General features: G+C 72.0%; 27 protein-coding genes. 15 read left to right on the forward strand and 12 right to left on the reverse strand.

Annotated features, from left to right (window positions below):
* Positions 1–143 precede the first annotated feature (143 nt).
* The 3 genes from OIE69_RS20380 (at position 144) to OIE69_RS20390 (ending at position 3,246) form a co-directional block, all read left to right on the forward strand.
* A complete protein-coding gene (locus OIE69_RS20380) occupies positions 144–1,442 on the forward strand; it encodes a YibE/F family protein (protein WP_326573519.1) in 1,299 nt (432 codons plus the stop codon).
* Between the two features lie 13 nt (positions 1,443–1,455).
* Positions 1,456–1,656 (forward strand): hypothetical protein, encoded by a 201-nt coding sequence (locus OIE69_RS20385; protein WP_326573521.1) that lies wholly within the window; start codon positions 1,456–1,458, stop codon positions 1,654–1,656.
* Positions 1,657–1,776: 120 nt separating this feature from the next.
* On the forward strand, positions 1,777–3,246 hold the full coding sequence (locus OIE69_RS20390; RefSeq protein ID WP_326573523.1) for a flotillin family protein: 1,470 nt from the start codon (positions 1,777–1,779) through the stop codon (positions 3,244–3,246).
* 43 nt (positions 3,247–3,289) lie between these two features.
* On the opposite strand, the gene OIE69_RS20395 is transcribed toward OIE69_RS20390, so the two are convergent.
* Entirely contained in the window at positions 3,290–3,511 is a 222-nt protein-coding gene (locus OIE69_RS20395) for a DUF5326 family protein (protein ID WP_089225403.1), read from the reverse strand.
* 122 nt (positions 3,512–3,633) lie between these two features.
* A complete protein-coding gene (locus tag OIE69_RS20400; protein ID WP_326573525.1) occupies positions 3,634–3,951 on the reverse strand; it encodes a cupin domain-containing protein in 318 nt (105 codons plus the stop codon).
* A gap of 55 nt (positions 3,952–4,006) precedes the next feature.
* On the opposite strand from OIE69_RS20400, the gene OIE69_RS20405 reads away from it, so the two are divergent.
* The 6 genes from OIE69_RS20405 (at position 4,007) to OIE69_RS20430 (ending at position 8,800) form a co-directional block, all read left to right on the forward strand.
* On the forward strand, positions 4,007–4,384 hold the full coding sequence (locus OIE69_RS20405) for a phage holin family protein (RefSeq protein WP_089225404.1): 378 nt from the start codon (positions 4,007–4,009) through the stop codon (positions 4,382–4,384).
* A 25-nt stretch (positions 4,385–4,409) separates the two neighbouring features.
* Complete coding sequence (locus tag OIE69_RS20410) at positions 4,410–4,946, forward strand: low molecular weight protein-tyrosine-phosphatase (RefSeq protein WP_326573528.1); 537 nt, start codon at positions 4,410–4,412, stop codon at positions 4,944–4,946.
* Positions 4,943–5,827: a fructosamine kinase family protein gene (locus OIE69_RS20415; protein ID WP_326573531.1), complete on the forward strand. Its 885-nt coding sequence runs from the start codon at positions 4,943–4,945 to the stop codon at positions 5,825–5,827. Before OIE69_RS20410 ends, OIE69_RS20415 begins: the two co-directional genes overlap by 4 nt.
* Before the next feature lie 82 nt (positions 5,828–5,909).
* Positions 5,910–7,046 (forward strand): cystathionine gamma-lyase, encoded by a 1,137-nt coding sequence (locus OIE69_RS20420; RefSeq protein ID WP_326573533.1) that lies wholly within the window; start codon positions 5,910–5,912, stop codon positions 7,044–7,046.
* 226 nt (positions 7,047–7,272) lie between these two features.
* Positions 7,273–8,169, forward strand: coding sequence for a LysR family transcriptional regulator (locus OIE69_RS20425; protein WP_326573535.1), 897 nt, complete (start codon positions 7,273–7,275; stop codon positions 8,167–8,169).
* A gap of 103 nt (positions 8,170–8,272) precedes the next feature.
* Positions 8,273–8,800, forward strand: coding sequence for an NUDIX domain-containing protein (locus tag OIE69_RS20430; protein ID WP_089225408.1), 528 nt, complete (start codon positions 8,273–8,275; stop codon positions 8,798–8,800).
* A gap of 51 nt (positions 8,801–8,851) precedes the next feature.
* Here OIE69_RS20430 and OIE69_RS20435 read toward each other — a convergent pair whose 3' ends face one another.
* From OIE69_RS20435 to OIE69_RS20450, 4 genes are all read right to left on the reverse strand, one after another.
* Entirely contained in the window at positions 8,852–9,511 is a 660-nt protein-coding gene (locus tag OIE69_RS20435) for a pyridoxamine 5'-phosphate oxidase family protein (protein ID WP_326573538.1), read from the reverse strand.
* 42 nt (positions 9,512–9,553) lie between these two features.
* Positions 9,554–10,993: a globin domain-containing protein gene (locus tag OIE69_RS20440; protein ID WP_326573540.1), complete on the reverse strand. Its 1,440-nt coding sequence runs from the start codon at positions 10,991–10,993 to the stop codon at positions 9,554–9,556.
* Between the two features lie 254 nt (positions 10,994–11,247).
* Positions 11,248–11,880, reverse strand: coding sequence for an HAD family hydrolase (locus OIE69_RS20445; RefSeq protein ID WP_326573542.1), 633 nt, complete (start codon positions 11,878–11,880; stop codon positions 11,248–11,250).
* Positions 11,841–12,794: a LysR family transcriptional regulator gene (locus tag OIE69_RS20450; protein WP_326573544.1), complete on the reverse strand. Its 954-nt coding sequence runs from the start codon at positions 12,792–12,794 to the stop codon at positions 11,841–11,843. Before OIE69_RS20450 ends, OIE69_RS20445 begins: the two co-directional genes overlap by 40 nt.
* Positions 12,795–12,878: 84 nt before the next feature.
* Here OIE69_RS20450 and OIE69_RS20455 point away from each other — a divergent pair, with 84 nt between their 5' ends.
* Both OIE69_RS20455 and OIE69_RS20460 read left to right on the forward strand, forming a co-directional pair.
* Positions 12,879–13,745: a GNAT family N-acetyltransferase gene (locus tag OIE69_RS20455; RefSeq protein WP_326573546.1), complete on the forward strand. Its 867-nt coding sequence runs from the start codon at positions 12,879–12,881 to the stop codon at positions 13,743–13,745.
* A 79-nt stretch (positions 13,746–13,824) separates the two neighbouring features.
* Positions 13,825–14,022 carry a hypothetical protein gene (locus OIE69_RS20460; RefSeq protein WP_392567540.1) on the forward strand — a complete coding sequence of 66 codons (198 nt, stop codon included), beginning with the start codon at positions 13,825–13,827 and terminating at the stop codon, positions 14,020–14,022.
* A 57-nt stretch (positions 14,023–14,079) separates the two neighbouring features.
* Here OIE69_RS20460 and dnaB read toward each other — a convergent pair whose 3' ends face one another.
* Complete coding sequence (gene dnaB, locus OIE69_RS20465; protein WP_089225416.1) at positions 14,080–15,555, reverse strand: replicative DNA helicase; 1,476 nt, start codon at positions 15,553–15,555, stop codon at positions 14,080–14,082.
* Positions 15,556–15,992: 437 nt separating this feature from the next.
* Between dnaB and OIE69_RS20470 the strand changes: the two genes are divergently transcribed.
* On the forward strand, positions 15,993–17,336 hold the full coding sequence (locus OIE69_RS20470) for an MATE family efflux transporter (protein WP_326573549.1): 1,344 nt from the start codon (positions 15,993–15,995) through the stop codon (positions 17,334–17,336).
* Positions 17,337–17,430: 94 nt separating this feature from the next.
* Here OIE69_RS20470 and rplI read toward each other — a convergent pair whose 3' ends face one another.
* From rplI to rpsF, 4 genes are all read right to left on the reverse strand, one after another.
* The gene (gene rplI / locus OIE69_RS20475; protein ID WP_326573550.1) at positions 17,431–17,880 is read right to left on the reverse strand and encodes a 50S ribosomal protein L9; all 450 of its coding nucleotides are present in this window, start codon (positions 17,878–17,880) and stop codon (positions 17,431–17,433) included.
* A gap of 17 nt (positions 17,881–17,897) precedes the next feature.
* Positions 17,898–18,134 carry a 30S ribosomal protein S18 gene (gene rpsR, locus OIE69_RS20480; protein WP_026250812.1) on the reverse strand — a complete coding sequence of 79 codons (237 nt, stop codon included), beginning with the start codon at positions 18,132–18,134 and terminating at the stop codon, positions 17,898–17,900.
* A gap of 44 nt (positions 18,135–18,178) precedes the next feature.
* Positions 18,179–18,763, reverse strand: coding sequence for a single-stranded DNA-binding protein (locus OIE69_RS20485; RefSeq protein ID WP_326573554.1), 585 nt, complete (start codon positions 18,761–18,763; stop codon positions 18,179–18,181).
* Between the two features lie 61 nt (positions 18,764–18,824).
* Entirely contained in the window at positions 18,825–19,115 is a 291-nt protein-coding gene (gene rpsF / locus OIE69_RS20490) for a 30S ribosomal protein S6 (protein WP_018558167.1), read from the reverse strand.
* Positions 19,116–19,406: 291 nt separating this feature from the next.
* Here rpsF and OIE69_RS20495 point away from each other — a divergent pair, with 291 nt between their 5' ends.
* The 3 genes from OIE69_RS20495 (at position 19,407) to OIE69_RS20505 (ending at position 22,124) form a co-directional block, all read left to right on the forward strand.
* A complete protein-coding gene (locus OIE69_RS20495) occupies positions 19,407–19,742 on the forward strand; it encodes a hypothetical protein (protein WP_326573558.1) in 336 nt (111 codons plus the stop codon).
* A 171-nt stretch (positions 19,743–19,913) separates the two neighbouring features.
* Positions 19,914–21,035 (forward strand): lipid II:glycine glycyltransferase FemX, encoded by a 1,122-nt coding sequence (locus tag OIE69_RS20500; protein ID WP_326573560.1) that lies wholly within the window; start codon positions 19,914–19,916, stop codon positions 21,033–21,035.
* Positions 21,036–21,092: 57 nt separating this feature from the next.
* Entirely contained in the window at positions 21,093–22,124 is a 1,032-nt protein-coding gene (locus OIE69_RS20505; RefSeq protein WP_326573562.1) for an alanine racemase, read from the forward strand.
* Positions 22,125–22,137: 13 nt separating this feature from the next.
* Here the strand turns inward: OIE69_RS20505 and OIE69_RS20510 are convergent, their stop codons facing one another.
* Positions 22,138–23,685, reverse strand: a complete 1,548-nt coding sequence (locus OIE69_RS20510; RefSeq protein WP_326573564.1) for a glycosyltransferase family 87 protein — start codon at positions 23,683–23,685, stop codon at positions 22,138–22,140.
* Positions 23,686–23,735: the final 50 nt, after the last annotated feature.

Below are 23,735 nucleotides of genomic sequence, written 5' to 3' on the forward strand. Positions count from 1 at the left end.
TTCAGCGGTCGGCGCAGCTGGTGGCCCTTCGGCCGGTCAGCGCCCTCTCAGCCCGGTGCTCCGAGCTCCCGCGTTTGCAAAGGTGCCTCAACGCTAGCGGGTCCTCGCTGACGGACACCAGGGGGTGTTGCGATGATCGGGCCGTGGACTCCACTCACCCGCACACGCAAGCCCATGGTCACGGACACGGTCACGGCCCGGTGCCGCCGGTCTCCCGGCACCTGCGCAAGGTCATCGCCGCCGTCCTGATCCCCTTCGTCGCTGCCGTGGTGGCCGGGCTGGTGGTGCTGTGGCCGGGCGGCGTGCCGAAGCACGAGCGCAGCGGCGTCGGCTTCGACCAGCAGACGCAGTCCGGGCGGGTGGTGAAGGTCGAAGAGGTCAAGTGCTCGGACGTCAACGCCGAACCGGGCGCCGGAGCCGCGCCCTCCCCCGGCCCGACGTCGGCGCCGTCGGGTCCGGCGATCTGCGAACGCGCGACCATCGAGGTCGGCACGGGCAAGGACGCGGGCCGCACCTTCACCGAGATCGTGCAGCCGACCCAGACCCGGCACTACACGAAGGGCCAGAAGGTGCTGCTGGCGTACGCGCCGCAGGCCCCGCGCGAACTGCAGTACTCGGTGACCGACGTCGACCGGGCCTTCCCCCTGTGGCTGCTGGCCGGGATCTTCGCCGCGGTGGTGGTCGTGGTCGGGCGGCTGCGCGGGGTCCTGGCGCTGATCGCGCTGGTCATCAGCTTCGCGGTGCTGACGCTGTTCATCCTCCCGGCGATCCTGCACGGCAGCAATCCGCTGCTGGTGGCGGTGATCGGGGGCAGCGCCATCATGCTGATCGCGCTCTACATGTGCCACGGCCTCAACGCCCGTACCTCGGTGGCGGTCCTGGGCACCCTGTGCTCGCTGCTGCTGATCGGCGTCCTGGGCTCGGTCTTCATCGACTGGGCGCTGCTGAGCGGCAACACCTCGGACGAGACCGGGCTGATCCACTCCCTCTACCCGGACATCGAGATCCGCGGCCTGCTGCTGGCGGGCATCATCATCGGTTCGCTGGGCGTCCTGGACGACGTGACGGTCACCCAGACCTCGGCGGTGTGGGAGCTGCGCGAGGCGGACCCGGGGGCGAGCCGGCGCCGGCTGTACTCGGCGGCCATGCGGATCGGGCGGGACCACATCGCCTCGGTCGTCAACACCCTGGTGCTGGCCTACGCGGGCGCGGCGCTGCCGCTGCTGCTGCTCTTCTCCATCGCGGAGCGCGGGGTGCTGGCGGTGGCGGGCAGCGAACTGGTCGCCGAGGAGATCGTGCGGACCCTGGTGGGCAGCATCGGCCTGGTGGTGGCGGTGCCACTGACGACCGCGCTGGCCGTCCTGGTGGTGTCGGCGGACCGCGGCAGCGGCGACACTGTTCCCGCGGGCACCGGTCGCGGACACCGGCGCCGCGCCAAGTGAGCCGGGAGGGGACGTGGTCGGACTGCAGGGCCGGGTGACCGGGACGGTCGGGCCGGGGCTGGTCGGTGAGGTGATCGTGCACGTCCGGGGCGGTGCCGAGGCGTTCCTGGCGTATCCGGCGACGACCGGCGAGCGCATCGAGAAGGGCACGGTCGTGGTGGTCGTGGAGCACCTGCCGCCGCGCACCGTGTACGTGGCGCCCGCGTACGGCTGAGCGGAGCGGTCCGCTCCACGTCAAGAAACCGACAAGGATCCGTCAGGACCTACCGCACCGTCACCCACGGGCGCACACTCCCGTACGCGGCCCCGATCGGGGCCAATCGTAAGGGGGCGTATGCCGATGCTGATCGGCGTTGCGGCAGGCGGGGCGCTTGTCGCGGTCATCATTCTGGTCGGCCTGTTCAGGCTCATGTGGCGGGTCGCCGAGCCCAACGAGGCACTGGTCATCTCCGGCTCCAAGCACCGGACGGACGGTGTGGGGGAGGGGATGGGATTCCGCATCGTCACGGGACGGGGGACCCTGGTCCTGCCCGGCGTCCAGGCGGTGCGCAGGCTCTCGCTCGACCTCAACGAGGCCGAACTGAACGTGGACTGCGTCACCCAGCAGGGCATCCCGCTGAAGGTGCACGGCGTGGTCATCTTCAAGGTCGGCGACGACATGGTGTCGATCGCCAACGCCGCACGGCGTTTCCTGGACCAGCAGAAGTTCATGCCCGAGCGGGTGCACAACGTCTTCGCCGGTCATCTGCGCTCCATCGTGGGCGGGCTGACGGTGGAACAGATGATCCGGGACCGGGAGCGGCTGACCGCCGAGACCCGTGCGGCCTCGGGCTCGGAGATGGAGAAGCTCGGCCTGATCATCGACTCGCTGCAGATCCACGAGATCGTCGACCCGACCGGCTACATCAACAACCTGGCCGCGCCGCACGCCGCGGCCGTCCAGCGGGACGCCCGCATCGCGCAGGCGGAGGCGGACCGGCTGGCCACCGAGGCCGAGCAGCAGGCCGCGGCCCGCATGGCCGAGGCGACCCGGGACAGCCAGATCCTGCAGGCGGGTTACATGGCCGAGCGGGACAAGGCCACCGCGTCCTCACGGCAGGCGGGCCCGCTGGCGGAGGCGGCGGCCCGCCAGGAGGTCGTCGTCCAGGAGACCCGGGTCGCCGAGCTGGAGGCGCAGCGGCGCGAGCAGCAGCTGCAGGCGGACGTCCGCAAGCCGGCGGACGCCTCCGCGTACGAGAAGCGGACCCTGGCCGAGGCCGAGCGCGACGCGCGCATCTCGGCGGCCGAGGCGAAGGCCCGCGAGACCGAACTGGCCGCCGCCGCCGAGGCGAACCGCGTCAAGACGGCCGCGGCGGCGCAGGCGGAGCAGACCAGGGTCAGCGGTGAGGCGAGCGCCGCGGCCACCCGGGCCACGGGTGAGGCCGAGGCCGCCGCGACGCAGGCGCGGGGTCTGGCGGAGGCCGAGGCCTCGAAGGCCAAGGGCCTGGCCGAGGCCGAGTCGATCAAGGCGCGGGCCGCGGCCCTGGCGGAGAACCAGGAGGCGGTCGTCGCCCAGCAGCTGGCCGAGAACTGGCCGGAGATCGTCCGGGCGGGCGCCGAGGCCTTCGGCAACGTGGACCACATGGTGCTGCTGAACGGCGCCGACGGGATGTCGGAGATGTTCGCCAAGGCGCTCACCATGGGCGGCACCGGTCTGGGCCTGGCCCGTCAGCTGCTCGCCCAGATGAACGGCGCCACCGGCGGCGACGCCTCACCGAACGGTGCGGCGCCGGGGAGCCCCGAGCGCGTCCGGCTCCAGGACTGAGCGGCCCGCGTCCCGTGGGGCCCGGTGACCGGGCCCCACGGGGTCACCACTTGTCGCGGGAGTCACGGGAGTCGGACGAGGACGAGGTGAACTTCTTGACCACGTACACCAGGCCGCCGACCAGCGCCACGAAGACCAGCACCTTGAACAGCAGCCAGAACAGGAACCCGATCGCGCTGGCGATCATGCCGCCGAAGACCACGATCGCGATCACCGGCACCGCGACCCACTTGACCCACCAGGGCAGGCCCTCGAAGAGCTTCACCGTTTCCTCCTCCTTGTCGTCCTTCCGCTCCCAGGCTAGGGCCGCGGCGGTCCCCTGCGGAGGCCTCGCGGTCCCCATCCGTCCCTGACCCGCCCCCTACGGGAACCCGGGGGCGGAGGCCCTCAGGCCTCGGGGGGCGAGAAGACCACCAGGACGTTCAGGTCCTCGGTGACGTGGTGGAAGCGGTGCGGCGCCCCGGTCGGGACGTAGACCACGCTGCCGCGCGCGACGTGCGTCGTCTCCTCCCCCACGGTGATCAGCGCCCGGCCGCTCACGACCAGGTAGATCTCGTCCTGTGCGTGCGGCTTCTGCGGGTCGAGTTCCCCGGCCCGCAGGGCGTAGAGCCCGGCGGACATGTTCCGCTCACGCAGGAAACTGAGGTACGCGCCCTCGTTGGCGGCCCGCTCGGCCTCCAGGTCGTCCAGCCGGAACACCTTCACTTGGCCGCTCCCTCACCTCTGTGCCTGTGCGATCACTTCTGCGACGATCTCAGCCATGATGAACTTCGTCGTCAAGACGCTCGCGAACGCCGGGGCCCTGCTGGTGGCCATCTGGCTCGTGGGCAACATCACGCTCACCGGTGACGACACCGGGCACAGGGCCCTCACCCTCATCCTCGTCGCCCTGGTCTTCGGCGTGGTGAACTGGCTGGTGAAGCCGCTGGTGAAGCTGCTGTCACTGCCCCTGCTGGTGCTCACCCTCGGGTTGTTCACGCTGATCGTGAACGCCCTGATGCTGCTGCTGACCTCCTGGATCTCCGGCAAGCTCGACCTCGACTTCCACGTCGAGGGCTTCTGGGCGGCGTTCCTCGGCGGGCTGATCATCAGCATCGTCTCCTGGGCCCTGAACATGGTCCTCCCGGACGAGGACTGACCCCCGGGGCTGCATCATGGAGCCCATGAGCGCTCCGACCTCCCGCACACCGCTGCGGGTGTGCTTCGTCTGCACCGGCAACATCTGCCGTTCGCCGATGGCCGAGTCCGTCTTCCGCGCCCGTGTCGAGGAGGCCGGACTCGGCGCCCTGGTCGTCGCCGACAGTGCGGGGACGGGCTCCTGGCACGAGGGCGACGGCGCCGACCACCGCACCGTGGCCGTGCTCCGCGCGGGCGGTTACGGGTACGAGCACATCGCGCGCCAGTTCCAGCCCGAGTGGTTCGCCGGGCTCGACCTGGTGATCGCCCTCGACTCCGGCCACCTGCGGGACCTGCGCCGGCTGGCGCCCACCCCCCGGGACGCCGCCAAGGTGCGGCTGCTGCGCTCCTACGACCCCGCCGCGGACGCCGGAGCGGACGGCCGCGGCCTGGACGTGCCCGATCCCTACTACGGGGACCTGAGCGGCTTCGAGACGTGCCTGGAGATGTGCGAGGCCGCCGCCGACGGCCTGCTGGACGCCGTACGCGACGCCCTCGGCCGCGAGCCCGCGCCCGCGCCGTGACCGCTGCGGCCGGGCTCGCCGACCGGGTCGCCGCCCTGCTGGGCGAGCCGGTGACCGAGCTCGGCCCGGTGGGCGGCGGTTCCATCTGCCGGGCCGGCCGGCTGCTGCGCCGCTCGGGCGGCACGGTCTTCGCCAAGACCCTCCCGGACGCGCCGCCGGGCTTCTTCGCCGCCGAGGTCGAGGGCCTGCGGCTGCTGGACGGCACCGGCACGGTCGCCGTGCCGGAGGTGTTGGCCGCCGACGACCGCACGCTCGTCCTGGAGTGGGTCGAGCCCGGTCCGGCCACCCCCGCCGCGGCCGAACGCCTCGGCCGCGAACTCGCCGCGCTCCACGGGCTCCCCGCCCCGGGGTACGGGACGGCGCATCCGGCCTTCATCGGCTCGCTCCCCCTGCCGCCGCCCTCCGGGCACGCCCGCGACTCCCCCGGGGACTGGCCCGCCTTCCACGCCGGCCGGCGACTGCTGCCCTTCCTGCGGCAGGCCGCCGACAGCGGTGCCATGGCACCGGCGGACGTACGCGCGGTCGAGCGCGTCTGCGAGGTGCTGCCGCGGATGGCGGGCCCCGCCCAGCCGCCCGCGGTGATCCACGGCGACCTGTGGTCCGGCAACGTCCTGTTCGCCGCCGACGGCCGCGCCCGTGTCGTCGACCCGGCGGCGCAGGGCGGGCATCCCGAGGCCGACCTGGCGATGCTGGAGCTGTTCGGCTGTCCGCACCTGGAGCGGGTGCTCGCCGCGTACGAGGAGGTCCGGCCGCTGCCCGGCCGCCAGGAACGGGTTCCCCTGCACCAGTTGCACCCCCTGCTGGTGCACGCCGTCCTGTTCGGGGCGGGTTACGGGGCCGCCGCGGGTCGCGCCGCCCGCGAGGCCCTGGCGTCCGCCTAGCGGACGGCCGTGTTCGTTGGCCCGTACACCGGTATCTTCCGCCTGTACGTTCGCGAAGACGGGGAGAGGCGAGGAGAGGGCGATGACGGAGTACGAGAGCAGGCCCGGGGACAGCACCCGCAGCGTGCACGCGGGCCGCCCGCCGGCCCGGGCCCACGAGCCGGCGCTGCCCGGGCCGGTGTTCGCCGCGCACTTCCACCTGCCGGGCGACGTCACCGGCCCGTACACCTACGGCCGCGACGAGAACCCCACCTGGACCCGGCTGGAGGAGGCGATCTCCGCGCTGGAGTCGCCCGGCACCCCCGCCGAGACGCTGGCCTTCTCCTCCGGCATGGGCGCCATCTCCTCCGTGCTGTTCTCCCAGGTGCGTTCCGGCGACACCGTGGTGCTGCCCTCCGACTGCTACCAGGCCACCCGCTCCCTCCAGGGCCGCCTGGAGGACTACGGGGTCTCGGTGCGCCTGGCGCCCACCGCGGGCGACGCCCAGCTCAAGGCGCTGGAGGGCGCCCGGCTGCTGTGGATCGAGACGCCGTCCAACCCCGGCCTGGACGTCTGCGACATCCGCCGGCTCGCCGACGCCGCGCACGCCGCGGGCGCGCTCGTTGCGGTCGACAACACCCTCGCCACCCCTCTCGGCCAGCGTCCGCTGGACCTGGGCGCGGACTTCTCGGTGGCGAGCGGCACCAAGGCGCTGTCCGGCCACGGCGACCTGCTGCTGGGCTATGTGACCACCCGTCGGGCCGAACTCGCCGCCGGGGTGCGGATGTGGCGCAAGACCGTCGGGGCGATCCCCGGCCCCATGGAGGCCTGGCTGGCGCACCGTTCGCTGTCCACCCTCGCGCTGCGGGTGGACCGGCAGGCCGCCAACGCCCTGGAGCTGGCCGCCGCGCTGCTCCGGCGTCCCGAGGTGACCGACGTGCGTCACCCCGGGCTGGCGGACGACCCGGCGCACTCCGTCGCGACCGCGCAGATGACCCGGTTCGGCAGCGTCGTGTCCTTCACGCTCCCCGACAAGGAGCACGCCGAGCGCTTCCTGTCCGAGCTGCTGCTGACGACCGAGGCGACCAGCTTCGGCAGCGTGACCAGCACCGCGGAGCGCAGGGCGCGCTGGGGCGGCGACGCGGTCCCCGAGGGCTTCATCCGCTTCTCGGTCGGGGTGGAGGACGCGGCCGACATCGTGCGGGACGTGACGCAGGCCCTGGACGCCGCGGCGCGCTGACCCCACTCGTTCATCTGGAACAGATATATCTACGTAGACGGCACTACGCAGAATGGGTGGCCCGAGCCTCCCCCCTCGTGGCTCGGACCACCCTGGCTTTACGCGCGGAGATCCGCCCGAACAAGGCTAGTTGACTCTGCGTCAGTGTCCAATCACAGTTTCGATACAGACCTATCGATATATTTATATGTTGCGGTAGTACCAGTGGCTGGGAGGGGGCGGTTCCATGGATCTGGCGCTGCTGCGCACGTTCGTCACCGTGCACCGAGCCGGTTCCTTCACCAGGGCGGCCCAGCTGCTGGGACTGTCCCAGCCGGCCGTCACCAGCCAGATCCGCAGCCTGGAGCGGCAGGTCGGCCGCCCCCTGTTCCTCCGCCTGCCGCGCGGCGTCGCCCCCACCCCCGTCGGCGACGACCTGGCCCACCGGGTGGCCCCGCACCTCGACGCCCTCCTGGAGATAACCGAGACGGACCTCGACGAGGAGTCCGGCAACCGCACCCTGCACCTCGCCGGTCCGCCCACCTTCACCTCCCTGCGCGCCCTCCCCGCCCTCGCCCCGCTGGTCGCCGAGGGCCTGCAGCTGCGGATCGCGCTGGCCGGGGAGGACGAGGCCCTGGCCGGCCTCGCTGCGGGCCACCACGACCTGTCCATCGGCACCGTCCGGCCGCGCGACCGGCTGCTGACCGCCACCGCCCTGTGGGACGAGGAGCAGATACTCGTGGCCGCCCCCGCCTGGCAGGAGCGGATCGGCGGCCCGCTCGCGGTGCGCACCCACGGGGCACGGGTCCTCGACGGCATCCCCGTGATCTCCTACGACGAGGGCATGCCGCTGATCGACCACTACTGGTCGGCGGTCTTCGACGCCGCCCCCGCCATCGTCCCCGCCGTGGTCGTGCCCGACCTGAGGGCCGTCCTGGAGTGTGTGGTCGCCGGGGTCGGCATGGCCGTCCTGCCCCGCTATCTGTGCTGTGAGGCGATCACGGCGGGTGCCGCCGAAGCGCTGCTGGAGCCGCCGGTGCCGCCCCTGCGCACGTACTTCGTCTCGGTGCGCGCCGGAACACTCGCGCTGCCGCACATCGCGCGGGTGCACGAGCAGCTGATGCGCTCCTCCGCCGCCTGGTGACCGCGCGCCCGGCGTACGGCGGGTGGCCTCCGCGAGAACGGGACCTTCCGATTCGCCGTCCCGGAGGCGTTTGCCGCCTCCCGCGCCGCGGCAGATCTCAGGCATGCCCCCGGACATCGAAGCACCTGCCACACCCGGTGCACCGACCGCCCCGGCCACCCGGCCGGTGGTCAAGCGCACCGCCCGTGCCATCCTGCTCGACGGCGACTCCCTCGTGCTCATCAAGCGCACCAAGCCCGGGCTCAACCCGTACTGGGTCACCCCCGGCGGCGGCGTCGAGGCCGAGGACGCCACCATCGTCGAGGCGCTCCACAGAGAGCTGGACGAGGAGCTCGGCGCCAAGGTGACCGATGTCGTCCCGGCCTTCGTCGACACCGTCGAGCACATCGGCGAGGACGGCTCGCACGGGGTGAAGGTGCAGCACTTCTTCGTGTGCCGGCTGGCCTCCATGGACCCCTCGCGGCGGCACGGCCCGGAGGTGGACGAGCCCTCGGGCACCTACGACGTGGTCCGCGTGCCGTTCAGCCGGGTCGGGCTCGCCTCCGTGGAGATCGTGCCGCTCACCCTGCGGCACTACCTCGACGGCAACATCGAAGGGGTGCTGGGACTGCTCTCGGCCGACCTCGGCTGACCCGGGGCGGCGGCGCGGCGGCGGGTCGGCCCCAGGTCGGCCCGGGCGCCTTCAGGCGCCGAACCAGCCCGGACGGGCGCCGCCGGACCGCCCCGTGCGCGCGTGCGCGGCGTCGGCGGCCGCCCCGAAGTAGTCCCCGCCCTTGCGCCGCACGTCGTCGGTGCCCCAGGCCCGGCCGCCCTGCAGCGGCACCCTCGCCATCCGCGGGATGTGCTTCGAGCAGTGGACGTACGCCTCCTCGACGCTCACCCGCACCCACAACTGCGGCCGGCGGCCGGGCACCGCGTCCACCGGGAGCGAGGGGTACAGGGCGCGCATCGCGCCGTCGGGGACCGTCCGCGCGCGGCCGTTGACGTGCAGCCCGATCCGGTCCCGGGTGAAGTCGATCATCAGGATGCCCACGTGCGGGTTCTCGCGCATGTTGCCGAGCGAGGCCGTCACACCGTTCCCCCGGTACTCGGGGTAGACCAGGGTCCGCTCGTCAAGGACCTTCAGGAAGCCGGGCGGGCCCGCCCTGAAGGTGCTGTCGCACTCCCCCCGGGCGTCCGCCGTGGACAGGAAGAACATCTCCTGCCGCTCGGTGAACTCGCGCATCCGCGGGTTGAGGTGGTCCAGCACCTGCTCGGCGTAGAAGCGGTCCGCGCGGTCGGCCGTGCCCATCTCCTCCTGGACACGGTGCTCTCCCGCACTGCCGGGACGTTCCTGCGGCAACGTTTCTCCTCGTTGGGGGGGTGGGGGCGTGGGAGACCGGGGTCAGGGGCCTGCCGCGACCAGTTCCTCGATCAGGTCGTGCCGGATGCGCTGGGAGGGCATGCCGCCGCGTACGAGGGTGTCGACGCCGCTGCGGATCATCCCGGGCGGCCCGCTCAGGTACGCGTCGTACTCGGGCCAGGGGCCGTACTGCTGCACGATCTCGGGGAGCGGTCCGTGCAGCCCTCCTTCGCCGCGGCCGTGGGAGACCACGGGGCGCACCGAGAGCCAGGGGTGGCTCTGCGCGAGCCCCAGCAGGGTGTCCAGGTCGTACAGGTCGTGGTCGCTGCGGGCGCCGTAGAAGACGTCCATGGCCCGGCGGCGGCCGTGCTGGGCGACGTCCTCGACCAGGGCCTTGATGGGGGCGATGCCGGTGCCGCCGCCCAGGCAGAGCAGCCCGTTGTCGGCGCTGTGGTCCACGACCATGGACCCGCCCGGGGGGCCGAGGCGCAGGACGTCGCCGGGCCGGGCGCGGTGGACCAGCGCCCCGCTGACCCAGCCGGCCGGGACGGCCTTCACGTGGAAGACCAGCAGGCCGTCCGAGCGGGGGGCGCTGGCGAAGGAGTAGTGCCGCCAGACCCGGGGCCACCAGGGCGTCTCCAGGGTCGTGTACTGGCCCGCGAGGAAGGGGTAGGGCTGGTCGGGGCGGACGCTGACCACCGCGATGTCGGAGGTGCGCGATTCATGGCTGACGACCTCGGCCTGCCACCAGGGCGGCGCGTGCTTCTCGTCGGCCGCCGCCGCGTCGATCATGATCTGCGAGATCACCGTGTAGGCGCGCACCCAGGCGCCCTCGACCTCGTCGTTCCACACCGCCGAGGCGTACCGGGTCAGGGCCCCGATCAGGCATTCACCCACGGCCGGATAGTGCTCGGGGCGCGTGCCGTATTTGCGGTGGCCGCGGCCCAGGTGGGACAGGTATTCGGTGAGTATCGCGGTGTCGTCTATGTGTTCCGCGGCGGTGAGGAGCGCTTTCAGCAATCGATCGCGCTGCGCGTCCATCGCGGCGGGAAAGAGTTCGCGCAACTCCGGATGTCGTATGAACAAAAGTGCATAGAAATACGACGTCGTCTTGTCGGCGACGGGCGCGACCTCTTCCATCGTCCGCCGGATGAGCTGCGCGTCCGCGCTCGGCGGCCGGGACCGCGGCCGGACCTCCTCCCGCGGCGGGGGCCGCCGGTCCGGCGGCTCCGGATGGTGCCGCGCCCCCGCCGCGTCCTGCGCGGGGCCGGGCCGCGGCAGCGCGGGCCCCGGGTCGCCGTTCCGCCCGGCTCCCGTGCCCACCGGCCTTATCGGCCGTACCGGGCGGCTCGGCGCGGCCGCGCCGTCGCCCTCGTGGTGGGGTCTCGGCCCGTCAGGGGGTGTGTGCGGTTCGAACCATCCGGAGGAGCCGGCCCCGGCTCCCTTGCCCGGTTCGGCCGCGTTCGTGATCAGAGCGTCCATGGTCAGCTTCGCCTCGAGCTTCTCCCGGTCGGTTTCCGTACGTCGGCCACACATCCTGCGCGGAAAGCCTGCCAGGGCTTCACGTCGCCCGGACAAATAGCCGGAAGTACCGGAAACGGCGATACCGATCCCGTTAAGCTCAGCCGAATGTGAAGCCCCGCTGTCGCGGAACCCTGTCGACCCTACCCCGAGTCACTGCTTTCACAACCGTCACTCAATTCCGTGACGATCACCACCGTTCGATCGTCACGTATTCAGCCCATGACCAGCGCATACGCTTCACGCAAATCACGCCCCGTGTACGCATGGCTCGCCAGCCCGCTCACGTGGTGGTCCCCGTTGACCGCGACCGACACCGGCACCGCGGCGAAGAGCGCGGTGTCCGACAGCGAGTCCCCGTACGCCACGCACTCCCGGCGGCTGACCCCGTAGCGGGCGCACAGCTCGTCGGCGGCCGTCACCTTCGTCTCCGGCAGCAGGATGCCCGCCACGTCCAGTCCCGCCGCCGGGCCGAACGGGAGCTCCGGGAAGACCGACGCCCGCACCTCGTGCGCCCCCCACTCCAGCAGCCGGCGCACGAAGAAGTCCGGGGAGAGCGACACCACCGCGCAGTGCTCCCCGCGGGCCGCGATGTCCGCCCACACCTCCCGTATCCCGGCCAGCCACGGGGCGCCCTCGAACGCCGTCGCCACCTGCGCCGGGGTGAGCGCCCTCCACAGCTCGTACGCCCGCTCCGCATAGCCCGGCGGGTCCAGCAGGCCGCTCCCGAGCGCGTGCTCCAGCTCGCTGAACTCCGCCACCAGCCCCAGCTCCCGGGCGAGTTCCATGCTCGCCGAGGAGCCGTGCATCAGCGTCCCGTCCATGTCGAAGATGTGCAGCCGTCCCATGCGGTCCCTCCCTCGTCCCCCGCCGCCCGGCCGGTCCCCGGCGGCGTCCCTCCGAACAGCCGGGCGGCGTCCTCCGCCACCCCGCGGACCGCCGGTCTGCGGTCCGCCGCCCGCCAGGCCAGCGCGACCGTGCAGCGCACGTCCCCGGCCAGCGGCACGATCACCACGTTCGACCGCGCGTAGTGCTCGTCGGTCGACGTGCTCGCCAGCGCGCACCCCCGGCCCGCCGCCACAAGTTCGAGCGTCTCCTCCAGCGACCCCGACGGCACCGTCCCGGCCACGTGGGCGACGCCCACGGCCGACGGGTGGCGGAAGCCGGCGTAGGCCACGTCCCCGGTCCGCGGCACCACCCAGGTCCTGCCGCCCAGTTCGGCGGGCGCGACCTCGGTCCGGCGGGCCAGCGGGTCCGTCGCGGGCAGCGCCACGCAGCGCCGGTCGCTGGAGACGGTCACCATCCCCAGCCCCGGGGCGTCCAGCGGGGGCCACACGATGGCCAGGTCGCAGTGCCCGTCCAGCAGCCCGCAGGAGGGGTCGTCGAAGTCGTAGCGGCGCAGCCGCACGTCGCCCGCGACATGGGCCTGCACCAGGTCCAGCAGCTCCCGGGTGCGGCCGGCCACCGCCTCGCCCAGGAAGCCCACGGTGAACGGCCGGGACGCCCCGTCCAGCAGCCCCTCGAGCTCGTCCGCGGCGTCCACCGCGGCCACCGCGTGGGCCAGGATCCGCCGCCCCAGATCGGTCAGTTCGGCCCGTTCGCGGTTGCGCACCAGCAACGGCCGCCCCGCGGCTGCCTCCAGCCGGCGCACCGACTCGCTCACCGTCGGCTGCCGTACGTCGAGCTGCCGCGCGGCCGCCGAGAACGAGCCCGTACGCGCCACCGCCACGAACGCCCGCAGGCCGGGCAAGGTCAGCGTCACCCCGGGAGGATAACCAGGCACCGGCCGATGGCCATAGGGGAAAACTATGGGCCCCGTCCGCCGCCGCCACGGCACGCTGCCCGTATGACATCCCCGACGGCCCCCGTGCGCCGCCTCACCCCCGCCGACCTCCCCGCCTGCAGCGCGCTGGCCGTCAGCCGCGACTGGGGCGCCGAGGAGCACAAGTGGCGCTTCCTGCTCACCCACGGCACCGGTTACGGCGTCGACGCCCCCGACGGCGACGGCCTGGCCGCCACCACGGTCCTCACCCGCTACGCGGGCGGCCTGGCGGCCGTCAGCATGGTCCTCGTGGCGGCCCGGTACGAGGGGCGGGGCCTCGGACGGCGCATCATGAGCCACGTCCTGGCCGAGGCGGGCGACGACACCGTCACCCTGCACGCCACCGAACGCGGCCGCCCGCTCTACGAGAAGCTCGGATTCCGGGCGACGGGCACCGTCGTCACGCACCGCGGCCGCTTCACCCCGCCGGTGCCCGCCGGGAACGCCGGTCCCGGCGCCGCGGAACCGCGGCCCTTCACCGAGGCCGACCTGCCGGCCCTGCTCGCCCTGGACGCCGAGGTGTTCGGCGCCGACCGCTCGCCCCTCCTGCGCGACCTGCCCCGGTTCGCCGAGCGCGTCGTGGTCGCCGAGGAGGACGGTGTCCTGACCGGCTACGCCTCCGCCTGGCTGAACGCCGACACCCTGGTCGTGGGCCCCGTCGTCGCCGCGGACACCGCCGGGGCCCGGCGTCTGATCACCGCGATCGCCGGGGACGCCGGTACCCCGGTCCGCCTCGACCTGCGCACCGGCATCCCCGACGGCCTCGACGGCTGGGCCGCGGAACACGGCGTGGCCCCCGTCTTCCCCAACACCCTGATGGTGCTGGGGGACCGCGACCTGCCCGGCGACGAACACCGCCGCCACGCACCGCTGATGGTGGCCCTGGGCTGAGCCCGGCAAGCCCCGCGCGGGGCCCACCGGCTGCCTGCCGCGAGAACACCCGGCCGAAGGCGTGGGAGAGGGCGCCGACATGGCACCGCTCGACGGCACCCTGCTCGGTCTCGCGCCGGCCGCGCACCCGGACGATTTCCCTGCCGCCGTCGAGGAGTACGAACGCGAGATGTTCGAACGCACCGGCGCCGCCGCCCGGATGTCCGCGGACCTACACGAACTGCTGACGTCGCCGGACGCCGCCAAGAAGATGCCCGCGTTCTTCCAGCCCGGCTGAACGCAACCCGACACGACCGGGCGCGGCGACACTGTGAGACCCCGAAGGGGTCCCGGCTCAGGTCTGGGCCATGTCCACGAAGCGCGAGTAGTGGCCCTGGAAGGCGACGGTGATGGTGGCCGTCGGGCCGTTTCGGTGCTTGGCGACGATCAGGTCGGCCTCGCCCGCGCGCGGGGACTCCTTCTCGTAGGCGTCCTCGCGGTGCAGCAGGATCACCATGTCCGCGTCCTGCTCGATGGAGCCCGACTCACGCAGGTCGCTGACCATCGGCTTCTTGTCCGTACGCTGCTCGGGACCACGGTTCAGCTGGGAGAGCGCGATGACCGGCACCTCGAGCTCCTTCGCCAGGAGCTTGAGGTTACGGGACATGTCGGAGACCTCCTGCTGACGGCTCTCGGGGCGGCGCGAACCGCCCGCCTGCATCAGCTGGAGGTAGTCGATGACGACCAGGCGGAGGTCGTTGCGCTGCTTGAGCCGGCGGCACTTGGCGCGGATCTCCATCATCGACAGGTTCGGCGAGTCGTCGATGTAGAGGGGGGCCGCCGAGACGTCGGGCATGCGGCGGGCCAGCCGCGTCCAGTCGTCGTCGGTCATGTTTCCGGAGCGCATGTGGTGCAGGGCGACCCGGGCCTCGGCGGACAGCAGACGCATCGCGATCTCGTTGCGGCCCATTTCGAGGGAGAAGAAGACGCTGGGCATGCCGTTGGTGACCGAGCAGGCGCGGGCGAAGTCCAGCGCGAGCGTGGACTTGCCCATCGCGGGACGGGCGGCGATGACGATCATCTGGCCCGGGTGCAGGCCGTTGGTGAGGGAGTCCAGGTCGGCGAAGCCGGTGGGCACCCCGGACATCTGGCCGCTGCGCGAGCCGATGGCCTCGATCTCGTCGAGGGCACCCTCCATGATCTCGGAGAGCGGGAGGTAGTCCTCGCTGGTGCGCTGCTCGGTGACGGCGTAGATCTCGGCCTGTGCGGAGTTGACGATCTCGTCGACGTCGCCGTCGGCCGCGTACCCCATCTGCGTGATGCGCGTACCCGCCTCGACGAGCCGGCGCAGGACCGCGCGCTCGTGCACGATCTCCGCGTAGTACTCGGCGTTGGCGGCGGTGGGCACCGCGTTGACGAGGCTGTGCAGATAGGGGGCGCCGCCGACCCGGGCGAGCTCGCCGCGCTTGGTGAGCTCGGCCGCCACGGTGATGGGGTCGGCGGGCTCACCGCGGGCGTAGAGGTCGAGGATCGCGGCGTAGACGGTCTCGTGGGCGGGCCGGTAGAAGTCGGCGCCCTTGAGCACCTCGACGACGTCGGCGATGGCGTCCTTCGACAGCAGCATGCCGCCGAGCACCGACATCTCGGCGTCCAGGTCCTGCGGCGGTACGCGCTCGAAACCGGCCGCCCCGCGGTCGTCGTCACGGTCGCGGTCGCGGTCCCGCTCGTCCTTCCGGCGGAAGCGGGAGACGGGCAGACGGTCGCCGGGACCGTCCGGCGGGAACGGCGGTTCGCTCCCCCAGTGGTCGTCCGCGGGTTCGGGCTGGCTCACCCCCCTGCCACCTCCTCCCCTCCGGCGCGGACCGCTGCGTCGTGTCCCTTTTCCTACGCCACGGCTCTGACATTCAGCCGCCCGGACACACCTGTGGCGCGTCGGGCGACGCCCCACGGTAGGGGTCCGCGGGGCTCACAGCCAAGACGGTTATCCACAGGGGCTGGGGATGACCTGTTGAAGAACCGCCCCTACCTGTGGAGAAGCCCGCTCCAGCTGTGTACAGGGCGGGGGACAGCGCGGTGGACAAGCACACAATCACCCAATGATCACGCCGCTGACCTGCGTATTCTTCATCCACCCACTGTGGACAAGAAAAACTTGCCCGCTCGGCGCAAGATCACGACAAACGGCACGGAGGAGATCACCCTGCGCAGCCGAAAGTAAGAGGCAGTATCTTCTTGCATCCCTTACATGTGGATGATTACCCTGACCGGGTGCCCCAGGTCGCCGAACTCTCCCCCCAGCAGGCCGTACGCCGCCACGACCGCGAGATCATCGGTCTCGCGCTGCCCGCTTTCGGCGCGCTCGTCGCCGAACCCCTCTTCCTCCTGGCCGACAGCGCGATCGTGGGCCACCTCGGCACGTCGCAGCTCGCCGGCCTCGGCGTCGCGGGGGCCCTGCTGACCACCCTCGTCGGCGTCTTCGTCTTCCTCGCGTACGCCACCACGGCCGCCGTCGCCCGCCGGGTCGGCGCGGGCGATCTGCCCGCGGCGATCCGCCAGGGCATGGACGGCATCTGGCTCGCCCTCCTCATCAGCGCCGCCGCGGTCGCGATCGCGCTCCCCGCGGCACCCGCCCTCACCGACCTGTTCGGCGCCTCGGGCACCGCCGCGCCGTACGCCGTCACCTACCTGCGGATCAGCGCCCTCGGCATCCCCGCGATGCTCGTCGTCCTGGCGGCCACCGGTGTGCTGCGCGGGCTGCAGGACACCCGTACCCCGCTCTACGTCGCCGTCGGCGGCTTCGCCGTGAACGCCGTGCTCAACGTGGTGCTGGTGTACGGCGCCGGCCTCGGCATCGCCGGCTCCGCCTGGGGCACCGTGATCGCCCAGAACGCGATGGCGGCCGTCTACGTCGCCGTCGTGGTCCGCGGGGCGCGGCGGCACGGCGCCTCCCTCCGGCCCGACCTCGCCGGAATCCGCGCCTGCGCCCAGGCCGGGACGCCCCTGCTGATCCGCACGCTGAGCCTGCGGGCCGTCCTGATGCTCGCCACCGCGGTCGCGGCCGGGCTCGGGGACGCCTCGATCGCCGCCCACCAGATCACCACCACCCTCTGGTCGCTGGCCGCCTTCGCCCTCGACGCCATCGCCATCGCCGGCCAGGCCATCATCGGCCGCCACCTCGGCGCCGACGACACGGCCGGGGCCCGGGCCGCCTGCCGCCGCATGGTGCAGTGGGGTATCGCCTCGGGCGTGGTCATCGGCATCGTCCTGGCCGTCTCCCGGCCGCTGATCGCCCCGCTGTTCACCTCGGACCCGGCCGTGCGCTCCGAGCTGATGACCGTCCTGCTGGTGGCGGCGCTCTCCCAGCCGGTCTGCGGTGTGGTCTTCGTCCTGGACGGGATCCTCATCGGCGCGGGCGACGGCACCTATCTGGCCTGGTCGATGGTCGTCACCCTCGCCGTCTTCGCGCCGGTCGCCCTGGCCGTACCGGCGCTGGGCGGCGGACTCACCGCCCTGTGGTGGGCCATGGGGCTGATGATGCTCACCCGGCTGGCCGGCCTCCACTGGCGCGCCCGTTCGGGGAAGTGGGCCGTCACCGGCGCCGTACGCGCCTGAGTCGCGGCCCGACCCCGGCCCTCCCGCGAGCGGCAAAGACGCCGGGCCCGGAACCTCGCGGTTCCGGGCCCGGCGTTCACGCGGTGCGTGCGGGTCAGGCGGCGACGACCTCGACGTCGAGAGCGGCCTCGACCTCGGGGTGCAGGCGCACCGACACCTTGTGGGAGCCCAGCGTCTTGATCGGGGAACCGATCTCGATCCGGCGCTTGTCCACGTCCGGACCGCCCGCGGCCTTGACGGCGGCGGCGATGTCGGCCGGGGTCACCGAACCGAACAGCCGGCCGGCGTCGCCCGCGCGGGTCGAGAGCTTGACCTTGACGCCCTCGAGCTGCGCCTTGAACGAGTTGGCCTGCTCGACGGTCGCGATCTCACGGATCCGGCGCGCGCGGCGGATCTGCTCGACGTCCTTCTCGCCACCCTTGGTCCACGCGATCGCGAAACCGCGCGGGATCAGGTAGTTGCGGGCGTATCCGCTCTTGACCTCGACGACTTCGCCGGCGGCACCGAGGCCGCTGACCTCGTTGGTGAGGATGATCTTCGCCATTGCTCGGTCACCCTTCCTTAGCGAGCGGTCGAGGTGTAGGGCAGCAGCGCCATCTCACGGCTGTTCTTCACGGCCGTGGCGACGTCGCGCTGGTGCTGGGTGCAGTTGCCGGTGACCCGGCGGGCACGGATCTTGCCGCGGTCGGAGATGAACTTCCGCAGCAGGTTCGTGTCCTTGTAGTCGACGTACGTGATCTTGTCCTTGCAGAACACGCAAACCTTCTTCTTAGGCTTGCGAGCAGGCGGCTTCGCCATTGTCTCTCTCCAGTGTGATCAAGAAGTTTGGTGCGCTGCCGCCCTTAGAAGGGCGGCTCGTCCGAGAAACCGCCGCCGCCACCGGAGCCACCGCCCCAGTTGCCGCCGCCGCCACCCTGGCCGCCACCGGCAGGAGCGCCGGTCGCCCACGGGTCGCCGTCGGGCGCGCCACCCTGGCCGCCGCCGGAGCCACCGCCCCAGTTGCCGCCCTGGCCGCCACCGCCGCCGTAGCCGCCCTGGCCGCCGCGCGAGGCGCCGCCGCCACCGCTGGCCCGGGTGACCTTGGCGGTCGCGCTGCGCAGGCTGGCGCCGACCTCGTCGACGTCCAGCTCGTAGACCGTCCGCTTGACGCCCTCGCGGTCGTCGTACGAGCGCTGCTTCAGACGGCCCTGCACGATGACGCGCATGCCCTTCTGGAGCGACTCGGCCACGTTCTCCGCCGCCTGCCGCCAGACCGAGCACGTGAGGAAGAGGCTCTCGCCGTCCTTCCACTCGTTGGTCTGCCGGTCGAAGGTGCGGGGAGTGGACGCGACACGGAACTTCGCGACCGCCGCACCGGACGGGGTGAAGCGCAGCTCGGGGTCGTCGACGAGATTGCCGACGACCGTGATGACGGTCTCGCCTGCCATGGTGAGTGACCTCTCGGCGTTGCTTGGCTTCTCGGTTTCCCGACTGCCTGAGCGCGCGGGCTCAGTGGGTCTCGGGACGGAGGACCTTGGTCCGGAGAACCGACTCGTTCAGGTTCATCTGACGGTCGAGCTCCTTGACGACCTCAGGAGTGGCGTTGAGGTCGATGACCGAGTAGATGCCCTCGGGCTTCTTCTTGATCTCGTACGAAAGACGACGACGGCCCCAGGTGTCGACCTTCTCGACCTTGCCGCCCGCGTTGCGGACGACGCCGAGGAAGTTCTCGATCAGCGGGGAGACAGCACGCTCCTCGAGATCGGGGTCGAGGATGACCATCACCTCGTAGTGACGCATGTGGAACCCACCTCCTTTGGACTCAACGGCCACGGCGTTTCCGTGGCAGGAGGGTTTGCATCGCGTCGCAACGGTATCGCGGCCCACCGACAACGCCCGCAGCGTTCCGGGGATCGCTCCCCGGAGGCCCTGCGGGACCGTCGTGTGGACCTGCACAGACACCGGTGCAGACGGTACACACTACCCGCCTCGTGGCTTCCGGTTGAAATCCGCCCCCGGAAGCCCGCAATCTGTACACATCGGGTGTGTCCGGCGCTACGATGCGCCACCTCTCCATCACGGAGGTGCCTCATGGCACAGGCAGTGCGAGCCACTACCGGCAGCCGTCTCTACCAGCGAGTCCTCAGCACCCTCAACTCCGACGGCAGGCCCCACCCGGTCGAGAACACCCTGGCCGTCGTGACCGTCGTGCTCGGCCTGGTCGCCTCCATCGCGGCGATCTGGGACCACCTCCACCTGCTCAGCTCCTGGGCGGGGCTGGCGGGCATCCTCGTGGGCGCCTTCGGGCAGTACCGCTCCGCCACCACGGCGGAGCGCTTCTTCTTCATCATCGGCATGGGGCTGGCCGCGATCGGCTTCTACCTCGGCATGGCCCACGGCGGCCTGTTCGGCGGCGTGGTGTCCTAGGCCGTGTCGGCCTAGCGCCGCCGTCCACCAGCCGTCCACCCGGCACCCGCCGGGCGAAGCCGCGGACCGAGTTGTCCACAGCCCTCGTGGGGGCGTTCACCGTTCGCAGTAGGCTTCGGCGCAGTAATGCAGTCAGCAATGCCGTAGCCGCAGCGATGGGGAGCGCCCCGCATGAGCTTGACCCTGAGGACCATCAGTCGGGAACAGCACCTGGCGTACATCCAGAGCCTGCCCTCGGCAAGCCACTGCCAGGTTCCCGCCTGGGCGGACGTCAAGACCGAGTGGCGCTCGGAGAACCTCGGCTGGTTCGACGACAAGACCGGTGAGCTGGTCGGCGCCGGCCTGGTGCTCTACCGGCAGCTGCCCAAGGTGAAGCGCTACCTCGCCTACCTCCCCGAGGGCCCGGTGATCAACTGGTACGCCCCCAACCTGGAGGAGTGGCTGCGCCCGATGCTGGCGCACCTGAAGCAGCAGGGCGCCTTCTCCGTGAAGATGGGCCCTCCGGTCGTCATCCGCCGCTGGGACGCGGCCGCCATCAAGTCCGGCATCGCCGACCCGGACGTCAAGCGCCTGCGCGACGTCGAGGCGACGGTCATCGAGCCCCGGGCCTTCGAGGTGGCCGACCGGCTGCGGCGCATGGGCTGGCAGCAGGGCGAGGACGGTGGCGCGGGCTTCGGCGACGTGCAGCCCCGCTACGTCTTCCAGGTCCCGCTGGAGAACCGCAGCCTGGACGACGTCCAGAAGGGCTTCAACCAGCTGTGGCGGCGCAACATCAAGAAGGCCGAGAAGGCCGGCGTCGAGGTCGTCCAGGGCGGCTACGACGACCTTCCCGTGTGGCAGCAGCTCTACGAGGTCACCGCCGAGCGCGACCGCTTCCGCCCGCGGCCGCTTTCCTACTTCCAGCGCATGTGGCAGGTCCTCAACACCGAGGACCCCAACCGCATGCGGCTGTACTTCGCCCAGCACGAGGGCGAGACGGTCGCCGCCGCGACGATGCTCGTCGTCGGCCGGCACGTCTGGTACTCGTACGGGGCCTCGGCCAACCACAAGCGCGAGGTCCGGCCGAGCAACGCCATGCAGTGGCGGATGCTGCGGGACGCCTACGCCCTCGGCGCGAGCGTGTACGACCTGCGAGGCATCAGCGACTCGCTCGACGAGAGCGACCACCTCTTCGGTCTCATCCAGTTCAAGGTGGGCACCGGTGGGCAGGCTGCCGAATACCTGGGCGAGTGGGACTTCCCCCTCAACAAGCTGCTGCACAAGGCCCTCGACATCTACATGTCCCGTCGCTGACCCACGTGCACGTGCCCGACTGACCGCAGACACCGCAGAAAGGTCCCCGTTCCGGCCATGGCGCTCACCCTGTACGTCGACACCGCGCGCTGGCGTGCGCACCAGCAGTCCGTGGCGGAGCAGTTCCCCGGGCTGGTACCCGTATGCAAGGGCAACGGGTACGGCTTCGGCCACGAGCGCCTGGCCGAGGAGGCGATCCGGCTCGGCTCGGACATCCTCGCCGTGGGCACCACGTACGAGGCCGCCCGGATCAAGGACTGGTTCGGCGGGGACCTGCTGGTGCTGACCCCGTACCGGCTGGGCGAGGAGCCGGTGCCGCTGCCGGACCGCGCCATCCGTTCCGTGTCCTCCGTGGAGGGCGTGCGCGGCCTGGTCGGCGCCCGGGTCGTCATCGAGGTCATGAGCAGCATGAAGCGCCATGGCGTCGGCGAGGACGACCTGGTCAAGCTGCACTCGGCCATAGACGACGTCCGCCTGGAGGGCTTCGCCATCCACCTGCCGCTGGACCGGACCGACGGCTCCGACGCGGTGGAGGAGGTCTACCGCTGGATGGAGCGGCTGCGCGCGGCCCGGCTGCCGCTGCACACCATGTTCGTCAGCCACCTGAAGGCGGGCGAGCTGACCCAGCTGCGCAACCAGTTCCCGCAGACCCGCTTCCGCGCCCGGATCGGCACCCGGCTGTGGCTCGGCGACCACGAGGCCACCGAGTACCGGGGCGCCGTCCTGGACGTCACCCGCATCGCCAAGGGCGAGCGCTTCGGCTACCGCCAGAACAAGGCCTCCGAGGACGGCCACCTGGTCGTCGTGGCGGGCGGCACGTCGCACGGGGTGGGCCTGGAGGCCCCCAAGGCCATGCACGGCGTCATGCCGCGCGCCAAGGGCGTCGCGAGGGCCGGCCTGGCCACCATCAACCGCAACCTGTCGCCCTTCGTGTGGGCCGGCAAGCAGCGCTGGTTCGCCGAGCCCCCGCACATGCAGGTGTCGATCCTCTTCCTGCCGGGCGACGTGGCGCCCCCGGCGGTCGGCGACGAGCTGGTGGCGCACCTGCGGCACACGACGACGCAGTACGACCGCGTCGTCGACCGCTGAGCCCCTCCCCGGGTCAGTGGGGCGAGGCCGGCGGCGCCGGGTCCACGCCCCACTGCACCGGGCGCGCCTCGCCGTAGCCGTAGTCGTCCTCAGGTCCGCCCTGCAGCGGCGCCGCGTGCCGCGGCTGGTGCGAGGGCCGCCCGAGCACGAACGCGTCCTCAGCCCCGTCCAGCACGCCCCCGGAGGGGTCGTCCGAGCCGTCCTGGCGGACCGGGTCGCGCTCGGGGAAGAGAATGTCGCGGACGACGACCGCGCACAGGTACAGCGTCCCGATCAGGTGCGCCGCGATGGCCAGGTGGTAGCCGTCCTGCGGCAGGCCCTTGCTGTTGCCGCCCGTCGTGTACGCCAGGTACGACCAGATCCCGAGGAAGTACATGACCTCGGCTGCCTGCCAGATCAGGAAGTCCCGCCAGCGCGGCCGGGCGAGCGCCGCGAGGGGCACCAGCCAGAGCACGTACTGCGGCGAGTAGACCTTGTTGGTCAGGATGAAGGCGGCCACGACGAGGAAGGCCAGCTGCGCGAAGCGCGGGCGCCGCGGGGCGTACAGGGTCAGTCCGGCCATGCCCGCGCAGAACAGCAGCATGAGCGCGATGGCGAAGGAGTTCGCGCCGTCCATGGATTTGTGGGTCTGCTGGGAGATGATCAGCCAGATGGAGCCGTAGTCGACGCCCCGTTCATGGCTGAAGGTGTAGAACTTCGCCCAGCCCTCCCAGGCGAGCAGCATCACCGGAAGGTTCACCACGAACCAGGCCGCGGCGGCACCGCCCACGGCCGCGCCCCAGGCCTTCAGCTTCCCGGCCCTCAGGCACAACAGGAACAGCGGCCCCAGCATCAGCACCGGGTAGAGCTTGGCAGCCGTCGCCAGCCCGATCAGGATGCCCGCGGCCAGCGGCCGGTTGCGCGACCAGAGCATCATCCCGGCCGCCGCGAGGGCGACCGCGAACAGGTCCCAGTTGATGGTCGCGGTCAGCGCGAACGCGGGTGCCAGCGCGACCAGCAGCGCGTCCCACGGGCGGCGCCGGTTGGTCCGGGCCGTGCAGACCGCGACGACGGCCGTGCAGACCAGCAGCATCCCGGCGTTGACCAGCCAGTAGACCTGCTCCCGGTGCTGGATCGTGCCGCCGTGCGGGGTCAGCCAGGAGGCGACCTCCATGAAGAGGCCGGTCAGGACCGGGTACTCCAGGTAGCCCATGCCGCCGGAGACCGTGTCCGGGATGCGGTCGAAGTACGGGACCAGGTCGTCGGCGAAGCCCCGGCCGTAGTACAGGTGCGGGATGTCGGAGTAGCAGGCGTGGCTGTACTGGGTGTTCGCCCCGAAGAACCAGCCGCTGTCGTAGCACGGCACCTTCTGCACCATGCCCAGCGCGAACATCCCGATCGCGACCAGCACGACGACGCGCAGGGGGTTCCACCAGCCCCGCCGCCCCACGGCCGCGAAGCGGCCGAGCGGGCCGCCGATGACCTCGCTCCCGGCCACCGCGACCGGGTCCTCGCGGGTCGGGGGCACGACCGCCTCGGCCTCCGAGGCCTCGTGGTGGGGGTCTTCGCGCACGATCGTCATGGGCCACATCCTGCCCTACATCTCCATGCGCGGAGCGTCGGATCCCCCAC

This window comes from Actinacidiphila glaucinigra (assembly GCF_035918135.1).
Classification (GTDB): domain Bacteria; phylum Actinomycetota; class Actinomycetes; order Streptomycetales; family Streptomycetaceae; genus Actinacidiphila; species Actinacidiphila glaucinigra.

What these genes read in the sequence shown, in the direction of transcription:
- OIE69_RS20390 (WP_326573523.1), top strand. Translation starts at nt 1,777, where the DNA reads ATGCCGATGCTGATCGGCGTTGCGGCAGGCGGGGCGCTTGTCGCGGTC.
- OIE69_RS20405 (WP_089225404.1), top strand. Translation starts at nt 4,007, where the DNA reads ATGATGAACTTCGTCGTCAAGACGCTCGCGAACGCCGGGGCCCTGCTG.
- OIE69_RS20410 (WP_326573528.1), top strand. Translation starts at nt 4,410, where the DNA reads ATGAGCGCTCCGACCTCCCGCACACCGCTGCGGGTGTGCTTCGTCTGC.
- OIE69_RS20420 (WP_326573533.1), top strand. Translation starts at nt 5,910, where the DNA reads ATGACGGAGTACGAGAGCAGGCCCGGGGACAGCACCCGCAGCGTGCAC.
- OIE69_RS20425 (WP_326573535.1), top strand. Translation starts at nt 7,273, where the DNA reads ATGGATCTGGCGCTGCTGCGCACGTTCGTCACCGTGCACCGAGCCGGT.
- OIE69_RS20430 (WP_089225408.1), top strand. Translation starts at nt 8,273, where the DNA reads ATGCCCCCGGACATCGAAGCACCTGCCACACCCGGTGCACCGACCGCC.
- OIE69_RS20440 (WP_326573540.1), bottom strand. Translation starts at nt 10,993, where the DNA reads ATGGACGCTCTGATCACGAACGCGGCCGAACCGGGCAAGGGAGCCGGG.
- OIE69_RS20445 (WP_326573542.1), bottom strand. Translation starts at nt 11,880, where the DNA reads ATGGGACGGCTGCACATCTTCGACATGGACGGGACGCTGATGCACGGC.
- OIE69_RS20455 (WP_326573546.1), top strand. Translation starts at nt 12,879, where the DNA reads ATGACATCCCCGACGGCCCCCGTGCGCCGCCTCACCCCCGCCGACCTC.
- OIE69_RS20460 (WP_392567540.1), top strand. Translation starts at nt 13,825, where the DNA reads ATGGCACCGCTCGACGGCACCCTGCTCGGTCTCGCGCCGGCCGCGCAC.
- rplI (WP_326573550.1), bottom strand. Translation starts at nt 17,880, where the DNA reads ATGGCGAAGATCATCCTCACCAACGAGGTCAGCGGCCTCGGTGCCGCC.
- rpsR (WP_026250812.1), bottom strand. Translation starts at nt 18,134, where the DNA reads ATGGCGAAGCCGCCTGCTCGCAAGCCTAAGAAGAAGGTTTGCGTGTTC.
- OIE69_RS20485 (WP_326573554.1), bottom strand. Translation starts at nt 18,763, where the DNA reads ATGGCAGGCGAGACCGTCATCACGGTCGTCGGCAATCTCGTCGACGAC.
- rpsF (WP_018558167.1), bottom strand. Translation starts at nt 19,115, where the DNA reads ATGCGTCACTACGAGGTGATGGTCATCCTCGACCCCGATCTCGAGGAG.
- OIE69_RS20495 (WP_326573558.1), top strand. Translation starts at nt 19,407, where the DNA reads ATGGCACAGGCAGTGCGAGCCACTACCGGCAGCCGTCTCTACCAGCGA.
- OIE69_RS20500 (WP_326573560.1), top strand. Translation starts at nt 19,914, where the DNA reads ATGAGCTTGACCCTGAGGACCATCAGTCGGGAACAGCACCTGGCGTAC.
- OIE69_RS20505 (WP_326573562.1), top strand. Translation starts at nt 21,093, where the DNA reads ATGGCGCTCACCCTGTACGTCGACACCGCGCGCTGGCGTGCGCACCAG.
- OIE69_RS20510 (WP_326573564.1), bottom strand. Translation starts at nt 23,685, where the DNA reads ATGACGATCGTGCGCGAAGACCCCCACCACGAGGCCTCGGAGGCCGAG.